Below are 22243 nucleotides of genomic sequence, written 5' to 3' on the forward strand. Positions count from 1 at the left end.
GTAGCCATGCCAGAGCACCGTCGCGGCGCCGTTGCCGCGACGGGGGACGAAGATCGTCCCATCCTGGCGGGAGCATCCGATGCGGCGTTGGTTCAACAACCTGTCCGTGCTGTGGAAGACGATGCTGCCGGTGGCGCTGATGGTCCTGGTGGCCGCCGGCAGCGCCATGTACGCGGTGCGCCTGGCGAATGAGGTGGACCATCGCTACTCCGCGCTGGTGCAGGGTGAAGCCAGGGCCGCCACGGTCTCGGCCCGCCTCAACCCCGTGCTGCTCGACATGGCGCAGCTGATGTGGCGCAGCGTGGCTCTCGGCGAACCGGCCATGATTGCCGAGGCGCAGCGTGACATCGAGCAGATGGGCGCCCTGATGGCCACGCGCCTCCGCACGGTCCGCGAATCGGTTGCGGGCACGCCGCTGGTGACGCAGGTGGACGCCATCGACCAGCGTTTCCAGGCGCTGCGCTCCTCAGCGCTCAGCGCGCTCCGGCTGATGGCGGAAGGCCAGCAGCGCGTGGCGGAAGCGCAGCTGCGCCGCGAATTCGCCAGCCAGGTGAATGACTTGCGGAATGCCATTCGCACCCTGACCGAGGCGATGCTGGAACGCGCCGACCGCCGCAGTGCCGCCGTCTCCGATGAGGTGGACGCATCGATCGTCGTTGCCGCAGCCGTCATCGCCGGCGGGCTCCTGCTGTCCATCCTGATCGCGGTGGCGATGACGCTGGGCGTCGTCGTGCGGCCGCTGAAGCGCCTTGATGGCGCGATGGCCAGCGTCGCCGGCGGGAAGTTCGATACGCAGATCCCCGCCACGAATCGCGGCGATGAGGTCGGCACCATGGCGCGCGCCCTGTCCACCTTCGCCGAGGGCCTGCGCGAAGCCGCGACGCTGCGCGCGACGCAGGAGGAACAGAAGCGCCTGCTGGAGATCACCCGCAAGCAGGACCTGGACCGCGTGGCCCAGCAGCTGGAAACGCGCGTCGGCGGCGTGGTGGAAGGCATCGCCTCCGCCTCCACCGAACTCAACGCCGCCGCCACCTCCCTCGTCGGCATCGCCGAACAGGGCGCGGTGCGCGCCAATACCGTCAGCGACGTGACCGGCACGACCAGCGAGAATGTCGCCACCGTCGCCGCGGCGACGGAGGAACTGGCCAGCTCGGTCGCCGAGATCGCGCGCCAGGTCAATGAAAGCTCCGCCGTCGCCCGCGCGGCGGTGGACCAGGCGGAACGCACCAACAGCACCGTCGCCAACCTCAACGACGCATCCCAGCGGATCGAGGAAGTGCTGAAGCTGATCGGCAGCATCGCCGGCCAGACCAACCTCCTCGCCCTCAACGCGACAATCGAGGCCGCGCGCGCCGGCGATGCCGGCAAGGGCTTCGCGGTGGTGGCATCCGAGGTGAAGTCCCTGGCCGGCCAGACCACGCGCGCCACGGAAGGCATCGCCCAGCAGATCCGCGCGATGCAGGACGCGACGCGCGGCGCCGCGACGGAAATCGGCGCCATCCGCGACACCATCGTGAAGATCAGCGACATCGCCGTTGCCATCGCCGCGGCGGTGGAGGAACAGGGCGCCGCGACGCGGGACATCGCCCGCAGCGTCCAGGCCGCCGCCAGCGGCACGCGGGATGTCGCCACCCGGATCGAGGAAGTGCGCCAGGCCGCGGGCGAAACCGGCGGTGCCGCAACCCAGGTGAACGCCACCGCCGGCGAATTGTCGCAGCAGGCGGAAGCACTCCGCCGCCAGGTGCGGGACGTGCTGGCCACGCTGCGCGCGGCATGACCCAGCATCGGCCCCTCCACCGCATCGTGGCGATGAGTGTGGGGCAACCCGGCGTGGCGGCCGATGCCGCCGCCATCGCCGCGCTGGTGGACAGGCTGCGCGCCGGCCTGCTGGCGCGCGGCGTCACCGGCCGCCTTTCCCTGCGCGGCCACTGCATCGGCCAGGTGCTGGAAGGCCCGCCGCGCGCCGTGCGCAACGCCTTCGCCCGCCTCAAGCGGGACTGGCGCCACCGCGATGTCGTGGTGCTGGAGGACCGCGCCGTCGCGGCGCGGGAATTCACGGATTGGGGTGTGCGGCCACCATCGCCTTAAGCCGCGCGACCTCCACCTTGCCGAGCGCGGTGCGCGGCAAGGCGGGCAGCGCCACCACCGCGCGGGGCTGCTTGAAGCGCGCGATCTGGCCCTCGAAATGCGCTAGCACGCGCGCGGGGTCGAAGCCGGGGCCGGGCACGACGACGGCGATGGGCACCTCCCCCCAGCGTGGATCGTCGCGGCCGACGACGGCGCCTTCCGCCACGCCGGGTGCGCTGCGCAGCAGGCGCTCGACCTCGGCCGGGTAGATGTTCTCCCCGCCCGAGATGATCACGTGCTTCAGGCGGTCCGTGAACCACCAGCGGCCCTCCGCGTCGATGCGGCCGACATCGCCGGTCGGGAACCAGCCATCCGCTGTCAGCGCATCGTCGCGCTTCCAGTAGCCGCGCAGTACGGCGGGCCCGCGCACCTGGATTTCTCCGTCAGCGCCGGGCTGGCACGGGGCGCCGCTGGCATCGACGAGCCTGCATTCCGCATGCGGCGCCGGGCGGCCGATGGAGCCCGGCGCGGCCAGCGCCTCCGCGCGGGATTGCACCAGCGCGATGGGGCAGGTCTCCGTCGCGCCATAGACCTGCTGCACGGGAATGCCGCGCTGGTGAAAAGCCTCGATCAAGGGGAGGGGCACGTCGGACGACCCGGCACCGATGGCGCGCAGCGACGACAGGTCGGCGGTGGCCCAGCGGGGATGCGACACCAGCGCCTGCATCACGGCGGGCACCAGCAAGGTCAGCGTCGGGTGGTCGCGCGCCACCGTGTCGAAGAAGGCATCCGCGTCGAAGCGGGGATGCAGGATCACTTCCGCGCCCGCCATCAGCGCCGGCGTGGTCTGGATGTTGAGCCCGCCGACATGGAACAGCGGCAGCACCGTCAGCACGCGGTCGGCCGGCGAAAGTTCGAAGGTGGCGGCGGCGTTCAGCGCGTTGAAGCGCAGCGCCCGCTGGTCCAGCACCGCGCCCTTCGGGCGGCCCGTGGTGCCGCTGGTATAGACCAGCAGCAGCGCGTCATCATCCGCGCCCGTCGCATCAATCGGCGCGCCTTCCATCGTCGTCGCATCGACGACGGCGCAGCCGCCGGGAGCGGCGTCCGCGGCAGCCTGAAGAAAATCGGGCGTCGTCAGCAGAAGCGATGCGCCCGCATCCTCCAGGATGAAGCGCCATTCCGGCGCGGCCAGGCGCCAGTTCAGCGGCACCTGCATCGCCCCCAGCCGCGCGCAGGCCAGCAGCGCCACGATCTGCGCGGGGTGGTTGTGGCCGAGGAAGCCGATGCGGTCCCCCCGCCCGATCCCCCGCGCCGCCAGGGCGCCGGCCATCGCAGCGGCGGCGTGGTCCAGCGCGCCATGGGTCAGCGCGGTGTCGCCAAACCGCAGCGCGACGCGGTCAGCCGGATGCGCGGCCGCCCAGCCCGCCAATATCGCGGTCAATCGACCTCGCCCTTCTCATACAGCGTGTCGCGGCCCAACCGATCCAGGCACAATTCCGCCGTCCAGGGCAGCATCAGCGCGCCGCAGCGGCTGTCCCGGTACATCCGTTCCAGCGGCAGCGTCTTCAGCATGGACTGGCCGCCGCAGGTGCGGATGGCGAGCGCGCAGAGCGCGTTGGCATTCTCCATCACCGTGTATTGCGCGGTCAGCGCGCGCATCATCTGGTCCTTGCTGGGATCGGGCCGCGCATCGGTGATGGCCTGGAACCACAGCGCCTTGGTCTGTTCCAGCATGATGCGCATCTGGGCGACGGCGATCTGCTTCGTCGGATACATGCGGCGCTTGACCGGCGGCGTGCCCGGAACCTCGCCACGCAGGTATTTCACGGTGAAGTCGTAGGCCGCCTGGCAGATGCCCATGTAGGTCGGCGACAGCGTCATGAACATGTGCGGCCAGCGCGTGGCGGCCTGGAAATACAGCCCCGGCGGCATCAGCGCCGCATCGTCCGGCACGAAGACGTCCTTGAACAGCAGGTTGCGCGACACGGTGCCCCGCATGCCGAGCGGGTCCCACTCGCCCTCGACCGTCACGCCCGGCGCGGTGGCCGGCACGCCGAGATACAGCGTATCCCGTCGCGACAGCTTTTCTCCGTCATGCACTTCCGTGCAGAGGATGCCGTAGTAGTTCGCGTGCCCCGCGAGACTCGCGAAGATCTTCTTGCCGTTGATGAGGTAGCCGCCCTCGACGCGCTTCGCCGTGGTGCCGAAGGCCGCGGCGCCCGCCGCCGCCGCGCCGCCTTCGGAGAAGGGCTGCGAATAGATCGCGCCATCCTGCAGGATGCGGTCGTAATGCATCTGCCGCCGCCGGCGATGTTCCGCGCGAGCGTCCTCGGGGATGTCGAGGTCCTCGGTCAGCGCGCCGGTCCAGAGCGTGGAGCAGACATGCATGTTCCAGGTCAGCGCCGTGGCGCCGCAGTACCGGCCGAGTTCCGCCGCGGTCATGCAGTAAGCGCGGAAATCGGCACCCAGCCCGCCTTCGCCCTTCGGGATGCAGATGCCGAGCAGCCCTTCGCGATGCATGTCGCGGTAGTTGTCGGTGGGGAAGGTCGCTTCCCGGTCCCAGCGCGATGCGCGCGGTGCCAGCACGGTGGCGCCGAAGCGACGGGCCTTGCTGGTCAACTCGGCCTCGAAGGGGGTCAGGCGGAAGGCGTCGGGGTGGAAGATCGGCGCGTCTTCCAGCGTGGTGGCGGGCAGGGCGTCCATCGGTCAGTGCTCCAATGCGTCGCGCAGCGCGGCGCGGAATGCCGCCGGCTTCTCCAGATGGATCAAATGCCCCGCTTCCGGGATGACGATGATCCGCGCGCCGGGAATGGTCTCCGCCATGCGCTGCATGGTCTTGAGCGGCGCGGCCTGGTCGCGGTCACCCGCGATCAGCACCGTCGGCACGCTGATCTTCGCCATGTCCGCACGGCGGTCGAAGGTGGTCAGGCAGCGCAGCGTGTCGCGATAGACATCGTCCGGCACCGCCTGCATCGCTTCCAGCGCGCGCGCGAAGGCATCGGGCGCGGCGTCCGGCCCGAACATGCGCTCCAGCATCGCCGCCGCCGCATCCCGCATCGTGCTGCCTTCCAGCGGGCCGAGGCGCGCGCGCAGGAAGGCGTCGGCGAAGCTCGGATCGCGCCCGCCGAAGGCCGGCGTGGTGCCGTACAGCACCAGCTTCGCCACGCGGTCCGGATGCGTCGCGACAAAATCCTGCGCGACCATGCCGCCCATGGAATGGCCGACCAGCGTCGCCTTGGCGATGCCCTTCGCATCCATCATCGCCAGCAGCGCCTGCGTCAGCGCCGGGAAGGTCATGGAAGGCAGGGCCGCCGTGCCGCAAAACCCTGGAAAGGGCCAGTCGATGGCGTCTCGGGAAAATTCGCCCCAGGACGGGCCACCGATGCCGTGCAGCAGAATGGTGGGCAGCAGGATGGTGGTCATGGAAGAAGCCTCCCCTCGACGACGACAGGTTCGCCATCCAGTGCGATGGTGCAGCCGAAGACGGGGATGTCGAAATGCCCCTCCGTGAAGCGGCCCGCGAATTCATTGGCGCCTGTCGAGAACAGGAAATTCCCCGCCGCCGCCCGCAGTTCCGTTCCGTTGGTGTCGCGCGCGCCATAGGCCAGCAGCGCCTCCCGCCGCGCGCGCTTGTTCATCCCCCAGCCGACATGGCTGACCGCATAGGCCGCGCGATCGCCCCAGGCCGCCAAGTGCTCCCGCATGGCGATGGCATCCACGCCCGAGCCCTCGATCGCCGTCACATGGTCATCCACCAGCGTCAGGCGCACGGGGCTTTCGATATACCGCTTGAAGGTGAGGTTCGCGTCGCCCGGCGCCAGCACCAGCGTGCCGTTGACGGTGCCCGCGCGCGGGAAGCTCACCACCACGCCGCCCGGCCAATGCGCGATGGTGCCGGGCCGATCCGTCCAGCCCCAGACCCCCGCGGTGATGGCGCCGGCCATGTCCACGGTCAGGTCGGTGCCCGCCGCGCTCGTCACCGTCATGCGCTTCGCCGCTCGCGCCCGCTTCACCGCGGCCTTCACCGGCGCCTCGTCCCCTGGCAGCGGTACCAGGCGTTCCAGCGCCTCCGGATGCTCGTTGGACACCATCAGGATGCGCGCGCCCGCGCCGAGGATTTCCTTCAGCTCCGGCGCGTGCAGCAGCCCCTCCAGCGTCAAGTCCAGGATCAGGGGGGACGCCTTCAGCGCCGCCAGCGCGCCCGGATGCCCCTGCAGCGCCCGCGATGCGCCCGTGGATCGCACCGGCACGGGCGCGGATTGCCGCGGCGTCGGCACCACCAGCCGGAAGGGCCGGCAGCCCAGGCGATGCGCCGCCAGCTCCGCCAGGTCGATGTTCAGCGGCCGGGACTGGCTTTCCGCCAGCAGGCAGACAACCTCCCCCGGCTGCGCCTTGCAGAGGCGCAGCACGGCCTCGAAGGCCTCGATCCATTGCGGCTCGATCCGGTCGTCGCGCAATCCCGGGCACTCCCTTAGGTCGGGACAAGGATAACGCTGGTCCGCGAGATATGAAAAGTCATATGTTGAGGTCCATGAGCGAATCCCGCCGCTTCGTCCCAAGGTTCGTTGACGACTACCTGCTGGCCCTGCTGGCGCGGGCGAGCCACGCGGCCTCATCCGGCTTCCACGCCCGGCTGAAGGCCCGCGGCGTCGCCGTGCCGGTCTGGCGCGTGCTGGCAACGCTGGATGGAGCGGCAGAGGGCGTCACGGTCGGGGAACTCGCGGAAACCTGCCTGATGCAGCAGCCCACCATGTCCAAGCTGCTGGACCGCATGGCGGCGGAAGGCCTTGTCATCCGCCACCGCGAGGGCCGCAGCATGCGCATCCGCGCGACGCAAGCCGGCGCCGCGCTGGCCGCCGAACTGGTGGAGGAGGCGCGGGCGCATGAGGCCGCGCTGCTCGCCCGCCACGCCGCCACGGCCCCCGCGCTGAAGGCGCTGCTGCGGGAAATCGCGGGGCCTTCCACGGACGCCGCCTGATCCCCATCTCCGCGGCCATGCCATCGCCCGACAAGCTCGGCCGCATCGTCCTGGTGCTGGTCGTCATCTCCGCCCTCGTGCAGATCGCCCGCCTTGTCTTGTCTTGACGCGCGCGGGCGGTAAGGGTGCGCACGACACGCAGGGAGCGCGGGCGATGAAGGTGGCGGTGATCGGCCTCGGGGCCATGGGCATGGGTGCCGCGCTGTCCTGCCACCGGGCGGGGCTGGCGACGACGGGCTGCGACATGCGCGACACCGCGCGCGCCGATTTCGCGGCCGCAGGCGGCAGCACGGCGGCCAGCGCGGCGGAGATCGCGGAAGGCACCGACGCCGTCCTGCTGCTGGTCGTCAACGCCGCCCAGACGGAAGCCGCGCTGTTCGGCCCCGCAGGCTGCGCGCCGCGCCTGGCGCCCGGCGCCGTCATCATCGCCTCCGCCACCATGGCCCCGGCGGATGCGAAGAAGCTGGCCGAGAAGGCGGAGGCAGCGGGCTTCCTCTACCTCGATGCCCCCGTCTCCGGCGGTGCCGCCAAGGCCGCGTCGGGGGAGATGACGGTCATGGCCTCCGGCAGCCAGGCCGCCTTCGCCAAGGCGCGGCCGGTGCTGGATGCGGTGGCGACCAAGGTCTGGGAACTCGGCGACGCGCCCGGCATCGGCGCCACCGTGAAGGTCGTGCACCAGCTCCTCGCCGGCGTGCACATCGCCGTGGCGGCGGAGGCGATGGCGCTGGGCATCCGCGCCGGCGCGGACCCGAAGCAGCTCTATGACGTGGTGACCACCGCCGCCGGCAATTCCTGGATGTTCGAGAACCGGATGGCCCGCGTGCTGACCGGCGACGATGCGCCCCGCAGCGCGGTCGACATCTTCGTCAAGGATCTCGGCCTGGTGGCGGAGATGGCGCGCGGCCTGAACCACCCCGTGCCGCTCGCGTCCCAGGCGCAGCAGCTGTTCACGGCCGCCAGCGCCATGGGCCATGGCCGCGCCGATGATGGTTTCGTCATCCGGGTGTGGGAGGCCCTGACCGGCATCACCCTGCCGCCGAAACAGTAGGCCGCCGGCGCGCCGCCTTCGCCCTACTCTTCGCCAGGCTGCGGCGCGCCCAGATGAAGATCCCAGTGGCGAACAGCCCGACCAGCGCGATCGAGATCACCAGGTTCACCACGCTGCCCAGCACGCCGCCCCAGCCGCCCTCATGCAGCAGCCGTGGCCAGTTGTCGGGCTGGCGCACCAGCCCGTCCGGCCCCGCGCGATAGGCGATGGCGGTGCCGGAGGAATCCAGCACCCGCACCAGCCGCCCGCCCCCGATCGGGCGGATGAAGTCGAGCCCGTCCAGGTCATGCAGCGCCGCCACCTGGCGGATCGTCTCCGTCAGCGGCGGCGCGGCGCCCGGCGGGGGCGGCACGGGCGTGGCGAAGGTGATGCCGAAGGCCAGGGCCAGGCCGGTCAGCGGGCTGCCCAAAAGCAGCGGCAGCAGCGCCCAGCCCGTCAGCCGGTGCCAGCCGCCGACGGTGTTGCGCAGCTTGGGCAAACCCAGCAGAAGGCCGACCAGCGCCAGCAGCACCAGCGCGATGGTGCTGGCCTCCACCAGCCAGCCCAGGTCCAGCAGCAGCGTCTCATGCAGCCCCCGCATGGTGCGGAACTGGCCGGGCAGATAGGCCGGCTGCACCGGCAGGCCGCTCGCCAGGTCATAGGTGGTCGATGCGCCGCGCCCGCCCAGGCTCGCCGTCCCCGCATAGCCCTGGATCGCCAGCGCGCCGCCACGCCCGGCCGGCCCCGCGGCCTCCACGATCCGTTCCAGCCGTTCCAGCGTCACCATGCCATCCGGCGTCGTCGCCTTCAGCGCCGGCTCGAAGGACAGCACCAGGCCGGAGAGGATCACCGCCAGCAGCGGCAGCGCGGATGCCAGCGCCACCCAGCGATGCAGTTTCAGGAACAACGCCTTGGTCATCGCAGCACCCGTCAGGTCACGGAGGCTGTCCTACAAGCTGGCCCATCACCCGTGGGTGATGAAGTGTCACGCATCGTGACATCGCCACGCAGCGCGGCCGGGTTCAGCTGATGGCGGCGACCACCACGGCGATGACCAGCAGCAGCACGGCAAGGGCGGCGCCGGCGCGGCCGAGTTCGGCGGCCTTCTCCCGTGTCATCAGCGGTTCGGCGGGTCGGCGGGCGTCTCCCTCGCCGGGGGTTGCTTCCGCATAGGGGTCGCGCAACCCCAGGAATTCCGATTTTGGCTTATTGGCCTGCGACATTGCCGCCCCTGTCTGACCGCCCTGATGTCATAGCCGGGCCGATTCGGGCCGGAAACCGATCATGGGTTGCGAAGTGTCATTTCGCGACAACCCCAAAAAGCAGTAAAGTCTCTTTATTGCGGATCATCATCAGCCCTGCCGCGGATAGGTCTCCGCCCGCACCTCATCCAGGAACGGCGCCCGGATGCCGGTGGGGGAGACGAGCTCGACCTCCACATGGTCCGCATGCAGGCGGTGCCGCAGGAAGCCGGCCAGCCTTTCCCCGGGGATGCCGGGCTGGATCTCCGGCTCGCAGACGAAGGATGCCGGCGGCGCCCAGGCATGGGTCACGTCGCCGCGCCGCACCAGCCGATGCAGGTGCAGGTGGCCGGAGGCGACGAGCCGCAGCGCGGGGTGGGACAGCAGCGGCACCAGCGTGGCCCGCGCCGCGGGCGGCACCGACCAGTAGTCGAAGCCATCATCCATGCCGTGCAGGTAGGGCGGCTTGTGCAGGAATAGCGCGATGCGCCGCCGGCCGAGGGCTTCCAGCGCCGCCGTCACGAAACCGGCCTGCTCGGCCTCCCTCGCCAGGCCCGTGCCCATGATTTCCGAGTTCAGCCCGACCAGCCGCCAGGATTCGCCGCCCGGGCCATCCAGATCCTGCACGAAGCGATCGGGGCCCAGCATCTGGTCCCAGCGCGCCAGCCGGGCTTCGTCCACCGTCTGGCTGGGCATGGTTTCCGCCGTGCTGCCGACATCGTGGTTGCCCGGTATGGCCAGCAGCGGCGCCCGCCCGGCGGCGCGGCGGAAGGCGGTGGCGGCGAAGGACAGGTCGGCATCCCGGTCCGCCCCATCCAGCGACAGGTCGCCACTGGCCACCAGCGCCGCCGGCGGGTCCGCATGCAGCACGGCCTCGATCCGCGCCATGTTGGCCTGGAAGACGGTGGTGCGCGGGCCGAGATGCGCGTCCGAGACCTGCGCGACGATGATGGGCATCAGGATTCCTGCTTCGCCGCGCGGGTGGAGGCGCGGATGATGAGTTCGGGCACCAGGCGGGTGTCGCGGCGCGGCGTGGCGGGTTCCGCGATCTCCGCCAGCAGCGTCTCCGCGGCCTCCCGCCCCATGGCCGCGTGCTGGATGCGGATGGTGGTCAGCGGCGGGTCGATCAGGTCCACGAAGGGCATGTCGTTGAACCCCGTGACGGAGAGGTCGGCGCCCGCCCGCAGGCCGCGCCCCTGCAGCACGTCATAGACGCCCAGGCATAACATATCGTTGGCGACCACCACGGCCGTGAAGCCCGGCCCCGCCAGCAGCCGCTCCATCGCCGCCTGCCCCGCCGCGCGGGTGTAGCCCGCCGCATCCACCATCGCCGCCGGCGCCAGCCCCGCCGCGCGCAGGGCGTCGACAAACCCCTCCCGCCGGTCGATGGCCGTCGATACGCCGGGCGGCCCCGCGAGATGCGCGATGCGCCGGTGGCCGAGTGCGACCAGATGCGCGACCGCCAGCCCGATCCCGTGCCGGTCGTCATTCGTCACGGCGGATGTCGTGGCCCCCGGCAGGCGCCGGTTGATCAGCACCGCCGGGATGGACCAGCGCGCGCACAACTCGATCGCGCGCGTGCCCTCCGCCACGGAGGCCAGCATCAGCCCATCCACCAGATGTTCCGCCATGCGGGAGATCAGCATCTCCTCCCGCGCCGGGTCATTGTCGGTGTTGGCCACCAGCGTGGCGTATCCCTGCGCCGCCAGCAGCGTTTCCGCCGCGCGCACGATCGGCGGGAAGATCGGGTTCACGAGGTCCGGGACCAGGATGCCGATGGTGCGGGATTTCCGCGTGCGCAGCCCGGCCGCGAGCGCCGAGGGCCGCCAGCCCAGCCTCTCCGCCGCCTGCGCCACCCGCAGCGCCACCGCTTCCGTCACCATCCCCCGCGTGGCGGGGTTGAGGGCGCGTGAGACGGTGGAGGCATGGACCCCCGCCGCCCGGGCGACATCGGCAATGGTGGCCCGGCCGGCCGGCGTGCCCGGCGACGGGCCGGACGGTGATACGGGCGGGGCGGGGTCCCCGGGAAGGCGGCTATCGGGCATGCCGCACCATCCTAGCCGGACTTGGCGGGAATGAGGCAATGCAATCGATTGCAGAAAACGCTTGACCCCTTTCGAGGCGATGCTTACGAAGCCGCCAACGCCCGCTTGAGGAACCGTCCACCGATGAATGACGCGCCGCTCGCCCTGGCCACCCACGCCCCGGCCCTGCGCTTCCAGCGCCATGGCGGGCCGGAGGTGCTGGCGGTGGAACAGATGCCCGTGGCCGCCCCCGCGGAGGGCGAGGCGCTGGTTCAGGTCCATGCCGCCTCCATCAACCCGTCCGATGTGAAGAATGTGCTCGGGCGGATGAAGCAGACCGTGCCGCCCCGCACGCCCGGCCGCGATTTCGCGGGCGTGGTGGTGGCCGGCCCGGCCGAATGGCTGGGGGCGGAGGTCTGGGGCACCGGCGGCGATATCGGCTTCACGCGGGATGGCTCCCACGCCGCTTATCTGACCGTCCCGGTCGCCGCCCTGTCACGCAAGCCCGCCAAGCTGAGTTTCGAACAGGCCGGCGCGGTGGGCGTGAACTACATCAGCGCCTGGATCGGCCTCGACTACGCGCAGATCAGGGAAGGGGAGACGCTGCTGGTCATCGGCGCCAGCGGCGGCGTCGGTGGTGCCGCCTGCGGCATCGCCCGCGGCAAGGGTGCCAAGGTCATCGCCGCCTGCCGCGGCCAGGCGCCCGCCGATGCGCCCGCGCGCCACGCCACCGACAATTTCATCGACCTGAACGATCCCGATTTCGCGGCCTCCATCGCCAGGGCCACCGGCGGCAAGACCATCGATGTCGTCTTCGATTGCGTGGGCCGGCCGGACCTGGTGGAGGCGGCGCTCGCCGCACTCGGCTTCGGCGGCCGCGCCATCCTCATCTCCGGCTCGCCCGGCGAAAGCATGAAGGTGGAGATGATCCCCTTCTACCGCCGCGAATGCCGCCTGATCGGCGTGGACAGCCTGAAGCGCCGCGCGTCCGAATGCGCGCCGATGATGGACGCGCTGCGCCCCGGCTTCGAATCCGGCACCTACCCCGCCCCCGCCATCGCGGAACGCCACGCGCTGGCGGATGGCGCTTCCGGCTACGCCTCCGTCGCCCGCGGCACCCGCGGGCGCGTCGTGCTCACGATGCGATAACCCATCCCGCCACTCAGGGAGGAGACACGATCATGGCCGACGGCCACATCACCTACACCAGCGAGAACCTGACCGAGGCGGTGCTCGGGCGCATCCGCCCCGACGCCGCCCCGCGCATCCAGAAGGTCATGACCGCGCTGATCCGCCACGTGCATGAGTTCGTGAAGGAAGTCGAACTCACGCCGGAGGAATGGGAGCAGGGCGTCGGCTTCATCACCGAACTCGGCCGCTGGTGCGACGACAAGCGGCAGGAGGTGATCCTGCTGTCGGACATCCTCGGCGTCTCCATGCTCGTCGATGCCATCGCCCACCGCACCCATGCATCGGTCAGCGAGACGACGGTCCTCGGCCCGTTCCACCGGGAGAACCCCCCGGTGATGAAAAATGGGGAAAACATGTCCCCCGGCGTCGACGGCGAGCCCCTGGAAGTCGAGATACGCATCCTCGATGCTGACGGAAATCCGCTGGAAGGCGCGCAGGTCGATACCTGGCACACATCGCCGGAGGGTTTCTACGACAGCCAGATGGGCGACGAGCACAACATGCGCGGCCGCTTCGTCACCGGCCCCGATGGCGTGGTGGCCTTCCCGACCGTGGTTCCCGCCGCCTATCCCGTGCCGCATGATGGCCCGGTGGGCCGCGTGCTGGCGGCGATGGGCCGCGGCCCGATGCGCCCCGCCCATGTCCATTTCTGGATCAAGAAGCCGGGCTACCGGGACCTGATCACGCACATCTTCAAGGACGGTGATCCCTACCTGCATGACGATGCGGTCTTCGGCGTGAAGGCCTCCCTCGTCACGGATTGGGAAGCCGCCAAGAAGGAAGGCCGGCCCGCGCGGCTGACCTACGAATTCCGCATCCCGAAGGCGGATGCACCCCTGAACGCTGCCAAGGACTGAAGAAAATGCGTCGCAAGGTCATCCTCACCTGCGCGGTGACGGGCAACATCACCACCCCCGAGCAGACGCCCTATCTGCCCATCACGCCGGAGCAGATCGCCAATGCCGCGATCGATGCCGCCAAGGCCGGCGCTGCCGTCGCCCATATCCATGTGCGCGATCCCGAGACCGGCAAGCCTTCCATGTCCCTCGACCTCTACAAGGAAGTCGTGGACCGCATCCGCAGCAGTGGCACGGATGTCGTCATCAACCTGACGACCGGCCCCGGCGGCCGCTTCGATCCGTCCCGCGACAATCCCCGCATCGCCGGCCCGAACAGCACGCTGCTGCCGCCGGAAAAGCGCGTGGAGCACATCGTCGCCCTGCGCCCGGAAATCGCGACGCTCGACCTGAACACGATGTGGTCGGGCAATGCCGTCGTCATCAACGCGCCCTGGTCCGTCACCAAGATGGCGGAGCTGATCTACAGCGTCGGCACCATCCCCGAACTTGAAGTCTTCGATTCCGGCGATATCGGCCTGGCGAAGAATTTGATGGAACAGGGCGTGCTGAAGGGCCCCTGCCTGTTCCAGGTCTGCATGGGCATCCGCTGGGGCTTCGACTGGGACCCGCAAACGCTGAACTACGCCAAATCCATCCTGCCGGCAGGCTCCCCCTGGGCCGCCTTCGCCATCGGGCGGATGGAATTCCCCATGCTGATGCAGGCCTGGCTGCTGGGCGGCCATGTGCGCGTCGGGCTGGAGGACAACATCTATCTCAACAAGGGCGAACTCGCGACCAGCAACACCGTGCTGGTGGAACGCGCCGTGCGCCTGCTGCGCGAATTCGGCGTGGAGCCGATGACCGCCGCCGAGGCCCGCGCCGAATTGTCGCAAGTTGGCGGCTGGTCGCGATGACGCGCGGCGTATTGGTGGTGACGGGCGGCGGCCGAGGGATCGGCGCTGCCACCTGCAAGGCGGCTGCGGCGGATGGCTGGACCGTCGTGGTCAACTACGCCCGTGACGCCGACAGCGCGAACGCCGTGGTGGCCGATATCGAAGCCGCCGGCGGCAAGGCGCATGCCGTGCAGGCCGATGTGCAGTCCGAAACTGGCATCACCACCCTCTTCGAAGCTGCCGACCGCATCGGCCCCTTGCGCGGCCTGGTGAACAACGCCGGCGGCAGCGCGGATGCCAGGATCGCCGACCTCACCACGGCCGATTACGACCGGATGATGGACAGCAACCTCCGCACCACCGTCTTCTGCGCCCGCGAAGCCGTGCGCCGCATGGCGACGGATCGGGGCGGGGAGGGTGGCGTCATCGTCAATGTCGGCTCCCGCGCCAGCGTCCTCGGCGGCCAGCCCGGCCGCGTGATGTACGCCGCCGCGAAAGGCGCGGTGGATGGCTTCACCGCCGGCCTCGCCAATGAAGTCGGGAAACTCGGCATCCGCGTCTGCACCGTGCGCCCTGGTGTCATCCGCACCGCGACCCACGAAGCCAAGGCCGGCGCCGAGCGCCTGAAGACCATGACCGCCGCCATCGCGCTGGGTCGGCCCGGGGAGCCGGAGGAGGTCGCTGGCCTCATCACCTTCCTGCTCTCCCCCGCGGCCTCCTACATGACCGGAACGCTGGTGGATATCGGCGGCGGGCGCTGAGAGGCCCTGTATCGATGCCCGACGGCGCCGCTTCCGCGGGACAGGCGCCGTCCAGGGCCCGGGGACTCGATGCCCGGGCTCGATTTTTGCGCAGGCTCTGACACTATTGCTGCACCATAACGGAGGACAACGAACCATGATGATGAGGACGACGCGCCGCCTGCTGGCGGCCGCCGCGCTGGCCCTGCCCTTCGTCGGCACGGCCCAGGCGCAGACCTGGCCCGAACGCCCGATCACCATGGTGATCCCCTTCGCCCCCGGCGGCCCGACCGATGTGGTGGGCCGCATGATCGCGGAATCGATGGGGCGTGACCTCGGCCAGAACGTGCTGGTGCAGAATGTCGGCGGCGCCGGCGGCACCACCGGCACCGCGCGCGTCGCCGCCGCGGCGCCCGATGGCTACAACATCCTGCTGCACAACATCGGCATCGCCACCGCGCCCACGCTCTATCGCCGGCTGCCCTATGACCCCGTGACGGCGTTCGAGACGATCGGCCTGGTGACGGCGACGCCGATGATCTGGCTCGCCCGCCCCGGCCTGCCCGTGACCAACTTCGCGGAGATGATCCGCCTGGTGCGCGAACGGGGCGAAGCCGTGAACCTCGCCAATGCCGGCCTGGGTTCCGCCAGCCAGCTCTGCGGCACGCTGTTCCAGGCGAGCCTCGGCGTGCGCGTCACCGCCGTCTCCTACACCGGCTCCGGCCCGATCTATCCGGAACTGATGGCGGATCGCCTCGACATCTATTGCGACCAGACCACCTCCGCCTCCTCCTTCGTCACCAGCGGGCGCGTGCGCGGCCTGGCGGTGACGACGGCGGAACCCATGGCGCAGCTGCCGGGCATCCCCACCGCCGGCCAGGCTGGGCTGCCGGGCTTCGAGATCGGCATCTGGCACGGCGTCTATGCGCCGAAGGGCACGCCCACGCCCATCGTCATGCGCCTGAACCAGGCGCTGCGCGTCGCCCTCGCCGATCCCCGCGTGGTGACGCGGATGAATGAGCTCGGCAGCCCGCCGGAGCCGGTGGAGCGCCAGAACCCCGATGTGCACCGCGCGCATCTGGTGGCGGAAATCGCGCGCTGGCGCCCGGTCCTGCAGGCGGCCGGCCAGTTCGCCGATTGAAGCTTTATTGATGCCCTCAGGCGCCAGGCGCGGCCTCCGGCCGCTTGGCTCGCCGGACTTCCGGCGGGCCGCATTCGCGGCCTCGGCCGCCAAAGGCGGCCGCAACTCTTGGTAAAAGCCACGGGCAGGGATGCACCCGCATCCCTGCCCTTTTTCATGAGGCATGCATGCAGACCCTGAACGTCGTCGCCTTCGCCGGCGCCTCCAACCTCGCCCTCTGGGCCGGGCAGAAGCATGGCGTCTTCGCGCGCCATGGGCTGGAAATCGCGCTCTCCCTCACGCCCAATTCCAAGGCGATGGCGAGCGACCTTTACGCTGGCCGCTTCGACCTGGCGCTGACGGCGGTGGACAACATCGTCGCCTATGACGAGGGGCAGGGGGAGGTCGAACTCCCCGGCCCCGCCGATTTCGTCGCCTGGCTCGGTGTCGATGACGGCATGCTGAACGTCATGGCCGCGCCCGATGTCGCTGATATCGCGGCATTGCGCGGCAGGCACGTCGCGGTGGATGCCATGACCACCGGCTTCGCCTTCGTGCTGCGCGACATTCTCGGCCGTGCCGGCGTGGCCGATGCGGTGGAATGGGTCGCCGTCGGCGGCGGCGCGCAACGCCTGGCCGCGCTGGTCGAAGGCGCCCAGGCCGCGACGCTTCTGAACACGCCGCTCGACTTGGCGGCGGAGGCCAAGGGCTTTCGCCGGCTGGCCCGCGCGCAGGATGCCGTCGGCCCCTACCAGGGCATCGTCGCGGCATCGCGGCGCGGCGTGCTGGCGGAGAAGCGCGCGGCCTTCGTCGCCTTCGCCCGCGCCTTCCGCGAAACCCTCGCGCTGCTCGATGCCGATCACGCCGGGGCCGCCGCCATCCTCGTGGAGAATGCGAAGATGCCGCCCCCCGTCGCGGCGCGCGCGGTCACGGCGCTGCTCGATCCCGTCCACGGCATCATCCGCGACCTGTCCATCAGCGATGAAGGCCTGCGCACCGTGCTGCGCCTGCGCAGCCACTTCACTGGCAAGCAGCTCGACGACCCGTCCCGCTACCTCGATCCCTCCATCCGCGCCGAGGCCTTCGGATGAGCGACGCCTTCCGCGCGGGGCTGGAGGCAGCGCGGGCGAAGCGCGGCTACCTGCTCCCCCATCACGGCCTGTTCCGCCTGCTCTCCCCCGGTTTCGCCGAAGCCTATGAGGCTGCCTATGGCCGCCTCGCCCTCCAGCCCGTCGCCCTCCCGGCGGCGGAGAAGGAGTTTCTTTGGCTGGTCATCACGGCCGTGGTCGGCAGCGCCACCGCCCGCCACCACGTCCGCCGCTACCGGGAAGCGGGCGGGGGCATCGAGGGTGTGGAAGCCGCCCTCCGCCTGGCCGGCTTCGCCGCCGCCCGGTCCCGCTTCGATTTCGCGGCGGAGGCCTGGGCCGGCCAATTGCCGGGCTGGGACGCGACGGCCGCGGAGGTCACCGCCCTCGAAGCCCTCACCCCCGCGCTGCCGCCGTCACGCCGCGCGCTCGCGCTGCTGGCCGCCTGCACCGCGCGGCGCGATTCCGCGGGCGTCACGCGCTACCTCCGCGCGGGCTACGCGGCGGGGGTGGAGGAAGGCTGGATGGCGGAGGCGATGTGCCTGACGGTGCAGCCGGCCGGGCTGCCGAACGTGGTGCATGCGGCGGGGCTGTGGCGGGCGCTGATCGCGGGTGGCGATGTGCAGGCGTCGGAAGCGTTCAGGGCCTGGGTCGAGATTCCGGCGGAAGGGGATGCGTGATTCCGGGAAAGGCGCTGCCTTTCCCGGACCCTATCCGCCAGGGGCGAGACGCCCCTGGACCGTCTCCAGTGGACGATGGTCCAGGGGGGTCTCCCCCCCTGCGGCGCTCCCTACGGCTCACACCGCAGCATCACCGTCGCCCGATGCGCGATATCGCCCACATCCGCCGCGCTCTTGTCCGCCCCCCGGCTCTCCGCCGTCCTGAATTCCTGGCTGTTCCGCCGCAGGAAGGACTGCGCCGCCTCCCCCTTCACCGCGAAATTCACATTGTCCACGTTCTGCACCCGGCGGCTGTCGAGCTTCGCGACCACCACCCCCACCACATTCCCCTGCATGTCCAGCAGCGGCCCGCCGGAATTGCCGGGCTGCACTTCGGCGCTGATCTGGAAGCGCGTCTGGTCGTTGCCGATGCCGCCGAAGGCATTGATCTCGCCCCGCGTCAGCTTCGGGTCGGATGACAGCAGGCCGGAGAGCGGGAACCCATAGGCCACCACCCCCTCCCCCCGCCGCACCGCCGGCGTGCCCCGGAAGGCCAGCGTCGGCCCGGGATTCCCCGGCACCGCCAGCAGCGCCAGGTCCAGCCGCGCATCCGCCTGCCCCTGCACCGTCGCCGCCAGCCAGCGCCCGTCCGAGGTCCGCGCCAGGATGCGGGCGCAGCCATCGATGACGTGGTGGTTGGTCAGCACCCGGTCCGGCGCCACCACGAAGCCGGTGCCGGACGACACGCGCCGCGCATTCTGGTTCGGCCTGGCCTGAGCCACCGGCGGCAGCGGCGCGGCCGCGGTCGCGATCTCGATCCGCGTCTCCCCGCAGATGTCGCGGTCCCGCAGCAGCCCCTCCCGCCCATCGGCCAGCACCATGCGGATGTCGAAGCGGCACCCCGCATCCTGGTTCACCCGCAGCGCGAAGGCCGCGTTGCTGGGCAGCGGCCCGCGATTCAGCAGGTTGCTGCCCCAATCCGGCCGGCCGCTGCGCACGGCATGCAGCGCCGTCGCCTCCTGCCCCGTGCGGTTGATGATCCGAACCGGCTCGGACTGCGGCGGGGCGGGAGCCTGGGCGCCCGCGGGCGCGGCCAGGACCAGGGAGAACAGGATCGCGGGGGCAATGTTGCGCATGGCGCGCCGCATGTCGGCCCGCGTCACACCCCCGTCAACAGCACCGCCCCGATTCCGTCCGCAAAAATGAGATGGATCAAGGCGCCCGCCTTCCAGCCCGGTCAATCTCCAGGATTATCGAGGCCTGGTGGTTGACCCTCCCATGGTGGGAGACCCCATCTGCCTCCCATGGAACCCAAGCCCCCGATGCCCGAGGCCCCCCTCGTGCCGCCGCAAATCCCCCTCGGCACCGTCTCCCTCCCCGTGGAGGGCATGACCTGCGCGAGCTGCGCCGGCCGGGTGGAGCGTGCGCTGGCGAAGGTCCCGGGCGTGGCCACCGCCAGCGTCAACCTGGCCTCCGAAACCGCCACCGTCACCGGCACCGCGCCCCCCGCCACCCTGGCCGAGGCCATCCGCGCCGCCGGCTACCAGGTGCCGGAGCAGGAACGGACGCTGGGGATCGAGGGCATGACCTGCGCGAGCTGCGCCGGCCGCGTCGAACGCGCGCTCGCCAAGGTCCCTGGCGTGCTCTCCGCCACCGTGAACCTGGCCTCGGACCAGGCGACGGTGCGGATGCTGGCTGGCGTCGAGGAATCGGCGCTGGCCGCCGCCCTCTCCCGCGCCGGCTATGCGCTGGCCAGCGCGCCCGATGGCTCGGCCGCGGCGGAGGCGGAAGCGGCCGCGAAGCTGGCGCGCCAGCGGCGGGACCTGGTGCTGGCCGGGCTGCTGGCCGCGCCCTTCCTCATCGGCATGGCCGGCATGCCCTTCGGCCAGGACTGGCTGCCGAATGGCTGGCTGCAGCTGGCACTGGCCATCCCCATGCAGTTCTGGTTCGGCGCGCGCTTCTTCCGCGCGGGCTGGGCGGCCTTGCGCAACCGCACCGGCAACATGGATCTGCTGGTCTCCATCGGCACGCTCTCGGCCTTCTCGATGAGCGTCTGGCTGCTCATCCGCCACGGCGGCGGCCATGCCCATGCGCTGTATTTCGAAGCCGCCGTCGTCGTCATCTTCTTCGTGATGCTGGGGAAATACCTGGAAGCCCGCGCCAAGCGCGGCACGGGGGCCGCCATCCGCGCGCTGCTCGACCTCCGCCCCCGCACCGCCCGGCGGCTCGATGCGCAGGGCACGGAACATGAAATCCCCGCCGCCGCGCTCGCACTGGGCGACCGCGTCGTGGTCCGCCCCGGCGAACGCATCCCCGTCGATGCCGTCATCGAGGAAGGCGAGGCCGGGATCGACGAAAGCGCCCTGACCGGCGAAAGCCGCCCGGTGGAAAAGCGCCCTGGCGACCGCGCCGCGACCGGCACGGTGGTGCTGGATGGCCGCCTGGTGCTGCGCGCCACGGCGATCGGCGCCGACACCACCCTGGCCCGCGTCGCCGCCATGGTGGCCGCCGCCCAGGCCAGCCGCGCGCCGGTGCAGAAGCTGGTGGACCGCGTCAGCGCCATCTTCGTCCCCGTCGTCATCGCCATCGCCGCCGCCACGCTCATCGGCTGGCTGCTGGCCGGCGCGGGGTTCGAGGCCGCGCTGCTCAACGCCGTCGCCGTGCTGGTCATCGCCTGCCCCTGCGCGCTCGGCCTGGCGACGCCCGCCGCCATCATGGCCGGCACCGGCGCCGCCGCCCGCGCCGGCATCCTGATCCGCGACGCGGAGGCGATCGAGCGTGCCCAGGGCATTTCGCTGGTTGCCTTCGACAAGACCGGCACGCTGACGGAGGGCAAGCCCCGCCTGGCCAGCCTGCACCCGGCCGAGGGCATCGACCCCGCCGGGGCCCTGGCCCAGGCCGCCTCCCTCCAGGCCGGCAGCGAACACCCGCTGGCCCGCGCCGTCCTCTCGGCCTTCGGCGCCACGCCCGAACCGGCCACGGCGTTCCGCGCCCTGCCCGGACGCGGCGTGGAGGGCCTGGTCGAAGGCCGCCGCCTGGCCCTCGGCAGCCCCCGCCTGCTGGCGGAATCCGGCGCCGATCCCGGCGTGCTCGCCACCACCGCGCAGGTCGAGGCCGCGCAGGGCCGCAGCATCGCCTGGCTCATGGACCCCGCCGCCGCGCGCGTCCTCGCCCTGCTGTCCTTCGAGGATGCGCCCAAGCCTGGCGCCACCGCCGCCATCGCCGCCCTCAAGGGCATGGGCGTGGGCGTCGCGATGCTGTCGGGCGACAACCGCGCCGCGGCGGCGCAAGCCGCTTCCCGGCTCGGCATCGACCGGGTGGAGGCGGAAGTGCTGCCCCAGGACAAGGCCGGCCATGTCGCGGCCTGGCGCCGGGAAGGCCAGCGCGTCGCCATGGTGGGCGATGGCGTGAACGACGCCCCGGCGCTGGCCGCGGCCGATCTCGGCATCGCCATGGGCACCGGGACCGATGTCGCCATGGCGGCGGCGGGCGTGACCCTGATGCGGGGCGATCCGGGGCTGGTCCCGGCCACGCTCGACATCACCCGCAGAACCTATCGCAAGCTCAAGGAAAACCTGTCATGGGCCTTCGGGTACAACCTGCTCGGCATTCCTCTGGCGGCGGCGGGATGGCTGTCTCCCCCAGTGGCGGGGGCGGCCATGGCACTGTCCTCCGTCTCGGTGGTGGCGAACGCGCTGCTGCTGGCCCGGTGGAGACCTCAAGGGTGGAAGCCTCAAGGGGGGAGGCCAGAAGCGCCGCGCCCCCGTCCGTCCGGCCCCGCGGCATGAATATCGGGGAAGCGGCTTCCCGGTCCGGCGTCTCCGCCAAGATGATCCGCCACTACGAATCCATCGGCCTGATCAGCGCCACGCGGCGGGCCAATGGCTACCGCAGCTATGGCCCGAAGGATGTCGCCGTGCTGCGCTTCATCCGCCATGCAAGGGACCTGGCGTTTCCGCTGGAGGATATCCGCAAGCTGCTGGCGCTGTGGCAGGACCGGTCCCGCGCCAGCGGGGATGTGAAGCGCCTGGCGCTGGACCATGTTGCGGCGCTGGAGGCGAAGGCCACATCCCTCCAGGCCGTGGCGGACAGCCTCCGACACCTCGCGAACCACTGCCAGGGCGATGACCGCCCGGACTGCCCCATCATCGACGAGTTGGAAGGCAAGCCCGCATGACCGTTGAACTCCGCGTTGCCGGCATGACCTGCGGCCATTGCGTGAAGGCGGTGACCGGCGCGATCCAGGCGCTCGACCCCGCCGCGCGCGTCGCCGTGGCGCTCGACACCGGCACCATCACGGCGGAGACGGTGCTGACCCCCGCCCAGGTCGCCGCCGCGGTGGCGGAGGAAGGCTACAAGCCGGCCTGACCGCGCGTCAT

23 protein-coding genes are annotated in these 22243 nt (G+C 71.1%); 14 read left to right on the forward strand and 9 right to left on the reverse strand.

Annotation, left to right across the window (positions count from 1 at the left end; genetic code table 11):
- The first annotated feature begins 79 nt into the window (after positions 1–79).
- On the forward strand, positions 80–1777 hold the full coding sequence (locus ACTIE5_RS05410) for a methyl-accepting chemotaxis protein (protein WP_439548686.1): 1698 nt from the start codon (positions 80–82) through the stop codon (positions 1775–1777).
- Positions 1774–2088: a BLUF domain-containing protein gene (locus tag ACTIE5_RS05415; protein ID WP_439548687.1), complete on the forward strand. Its 315-nt coding sequence runs from the start codon at positions 1774–1776 to the stop codon at positions 2086–2088. Before ACTIE5_RS05410 ends, ACTIE5_RS05415 begins: the two co-directional genes overlap by 4 nt.
- On the opposite strand, the gene ACTIE5_RS05420 is transcribed toward ACTIE5_RS05415, so the two are convergent.
- Genes ACTIE5_RS05420 through ACTIE5_RS05435 form a run of 4 tightly spaced genes read right to left on the reverse strand, consistent with a single transcriptional unit; the run spans position 2054 to position 6524 of the window.
- Positions 2054–3508, reverse strand: a complete 1455-nt coding sequence (locus tag ACTIE5_RS05420; protein WP_439548688.1) for an AMP-binding protein — start codon at positions 3506–3508, stop codon at positions 2054–2056. The genes ACTIE5_RS05415 and ACTIE5_RS05420 overlap by 35 nt on opposite strands.
- A complete protein-coding gene (locus tag ACTIE5_RS05425) occupies positions 3505–4770 on the reverse strand; it encodes an acyl-CoA dehydrogenase family protein (protein ID WP_439548689.1) in 1266 nt (421 codons plus the stop codon). The genes ACTIE5_RS05420 and ACTIE5_RS05425 overlap by 4 nt, the downstream gene beginning before the upstream one ends.
- A 3-nt stretch (positions 4771–4773) precedes the next feature.
- A complete protein-coding gene (locus ACTIE5_RS05430) occupies positions 4774–5490 on the reverse strand; it encodes an alpha/beta fold hydrolase (RefSeq protein WP_439548690.1) in 717 nt (238 codons plus the stop codon).
- The gene (locus ACTIE5_RS05435) at positions 5487–6524 is read right to left on the reverse strand and encodes a 2,5-dihydroxypyridine 5,6-dioxygenase (protein WP_439548691.1); all 1038 of its coding nucleotides are present in this window, start codon (positions 6522–6524) and stop codon (positions 5487–5489) included. Before ACTIE5_RS05435 ends, ACTIE5_RS05430 begins: the two co-directional genes overlap by 4 nt.
- A 74-nt stretch (positions 6525–6598) precedes the next feature.
- Here ACTIE5_RS05435 and ACTIE5_RS05440 point away from each other — a divergent pair, with 74 nt between their 5' ends.
- Both ACTIE5_RS05440 and ltnD read left to right on the forward strand, forming a co-directional pair.
- Positions 6599–7045 (forward strand): MarR family winged helix-turn-helix transcriptional regulator, encoded by a 447-nt coding sequence (locus ACTIE5_RS05440; protein WP_439548692.1) that lies wholly within the window; start codon positions 6599–6601, stop codon positions 7043–7045.
- A gap of 154 nt (positions 7046–7199) precedes the next feature.
- Positions 7200–8093, forward strand: coding sequence for an L-threonate dehydrogenase (gene ltnD / locus ACTIE5_RS05445; RefSeq protein WP_439548693.1), 894 nt, complete (start codon positions 7200–7202; stop codon positions 8091–8093).
- On the opposite strand, the gene ACTIE5_RS05450 is transcribed toward ltnD, so the two are convergent.
- From ACTIE5_RS05450 to ACTIE5_RS05465, 4 genes are all read right to left on the reverse strand, one after another.
- Complete coding sequence (locus ACTIE5_RS05450) at positions 8071–8991, reverse strand: PepSY domain-containing protein (RefSeq protein WP_439548694.1); 921 nt, start codon at positions 8989–8991, stop codon at positions 8071–8073. The two genes, ltnD and ACTIE5_RS05450, sit on opposite strands and share 23 nt — an antisense overlap.
- Positions 8992–9094: 103 nt before the next feature.
- Positions 9095–9256 carry a hypothetical protein gene (locus ACTIE5_RS05455; RefSeq protein ID WP_439548695.1) on the reverse strand — a complete coding sequence of 54 codons (162 nt, stop codon included), beginning with the start codon at positions 9254–9256 and terminating at the stop codon, positions 9095–9097.
- A gap of 168 nt (positions 9257–9424) precedes the next feature.
- Positions 9425–10270, reverse strand: a complete 846-nt coding sequence (locus ACTIE5_RS05460) for a metallophosphoesterase family protein (protein ID WP_439548696.1) — start codon at positions 10268–10270, stop codon at positions 9425–9427.
- A complete protein-coding gene (locus tag ACTIE5_RS05465; protein ID WP_439548697.1) occupies positions 10270–11358 on the reverse strand; it encodes a LacI family DNA-binding transcriptional regulator in 1089 nt (362 codons plus the stop codon). Before ACTIE5_RS05465 ends, ACTIE5_RS05460 begins: the two co-directional genes overlap by 1 nt.
- Before the next feature lie 123 nt (positions 11359–11481).
- Between ACTIE5_RS05465 and ACTIE5_RS05470 the strand changes: the two genes are divergently transcribed.
- The 7 genes from ACTIE5_RS05470 (at position 11482) to ACTIE5_RS05500 (ending at position 17885) form a co-directional block, all read left to right on the forward strand.
- The gene (locus ACTIE5_RS05470) at positions 11482–12486 is read left to right on the forward strand and encodes a quinone oxidoreductase family protein (RefSeq protein WP_439548698.1); all 1005 of its coding nucleotides are present in this window, start codon (positions 11482–11484) and stop codon (positions 12484–12486) included.
- Between the two features lie 32 nt (positions 12487–12518).
- Complete coding sequence (locus ACTIE5_RS05475; RefSeq protein WP_439548699.1) at positions 12519–13385, forward strand: dioxygenase; 867 nt, start codon at positions 12519–12521, stop codon at positions 13383–13385.
- A 5-nt stretch (positions 13386–13390) separates the two neighbouring features.
- Entirely contained in the window at positions 13391–14281 is an 891-nt protein-coding gene (locus ACTIE5_RS05480) for a 3-keto-5-aminohexanoate cleavage protein (protein ID WP_439548700.1), read from the forward strand.
- Positions 14278–15021 (forward strand): SDR family NAD(P)-dependent oxidoreductase, encoded by a 744-nt coding sequence (locus tag ACTIE5_RS05485; protein ID WP_439548701.1) that lies wholly within the window; start codon positions 14278–14280, stop codon positions 15019–15021. The genes ACTIE5_RS05480 and ACTIE5_RS05485 overlap by 4 nt, the downstream gene beginning before the upstream one ends.
- Positions 15022–15157: 136 nt before the next feature.
- Entirely contained in the window at positions 15158–16141 is a 984-nt protein-coding gene (locus ACTIE5_RS05490; protein WP_439548702.1) for a tripartite tricarboxylate transporter substrate-binding protein, read from the forward strand.
- A gap of 167 nt (positions 16142–16308) precedes the next feature.
- Complete coding sequence (locus tag ACTIE5_RS05495; RefSeq protein ID WP_439548703.1) at positions 16309–17211, forward strand: ABC transporter substrate-binding protein; 903 nt, start codon at positions 16309–16311, stop codon at positions 17209–17211.
- Positions 17208–17885, forward strand: a complete 678-nt coding sequence (locus tag ACTIE5_RS05500) for a hypothetical protein (RefSeq protein ID WP_439548704.1) — start codon at positions 17208–17210, stop codon at positions 17883–17885. Before ACTIE5_RS05495 ends, ACTIE5_RS05500 begins: the two co-directional genes overlap by 4 nt.
- A 110-nt stretch (positions 17886–17995) precedes the next feature.
- On the opposite strand, the gene ACTIE5_RS05505 is transcribed toward ACTIE5_RS05500, so the two are convergent.
- On the reverse strand, positions 17996–19000 hold the full coding sequence (locus ACTIE5_RS05505; protein ID WP_439548705.1) for a S1C family serine protease: 1005 nt from the start codon (positions 18998–19000) through the stop codon (positions 17996–17998).
- Positions 19001–19186: 186 nt separating this feature from the next.
- Here ACTIE5_RS05505 and ACTIE5_RS05510 point away from each other — a divergent pair, with 186 nt between their 5' ends.
- From ACTIE5_RS05510 to ACTIE5_RS05520, 3 genes are read left to right on the forward strand one after another with little or no spacing between them, the layout of a single operon-like run.
- Complete coding sequence (locus tag ACTIE5_RS05510) at positions 19187–21652, forward strand: heavy metal translocating P-type ATPase (protein ID WP_439548706.1); 2466 nt, start codon at positions 19187–19189, stop codon at positions 21650–21652.
- Positions 21649–22041, forward strand: a complete 393-nt coding sequence (cueR, locus tag ACTIE5_RS05515) for a Cu(I)-responsive transcriptional regulator (protein ID WP_439548707.1) — start codon at positions 21649–21651, stop codon at positions 22039–22041. Before ACTIE5_RS05510 ends, cueR begins: the two co-directional genes overlap by 4 nt.
- Complete coding sequence (locus tag ACTIE5_RS05520; protein ID WP_092954090.1) at positions 22038–22232, forward strand: cation transporter; 195 nt, start codon at positions 22038–22040, stop codon at positions 22230–22232. Before cueR ends, ACTIE5_RS05520 begins: the two co-directional genes overlap by 4 nt.
- Positions 22233–22243: the final 11 nt, after the last annotated feature.

The sequence above is a fragment of the Falsiroseomonas sp. genome (genome assembly GCF_051859025.1).
Classification (GTDB): Bacteria; Pseudomonadota; Alphaproteobacteria; order Acetobacterales; family Acetobacteraceae; genus Falsiroseomonas.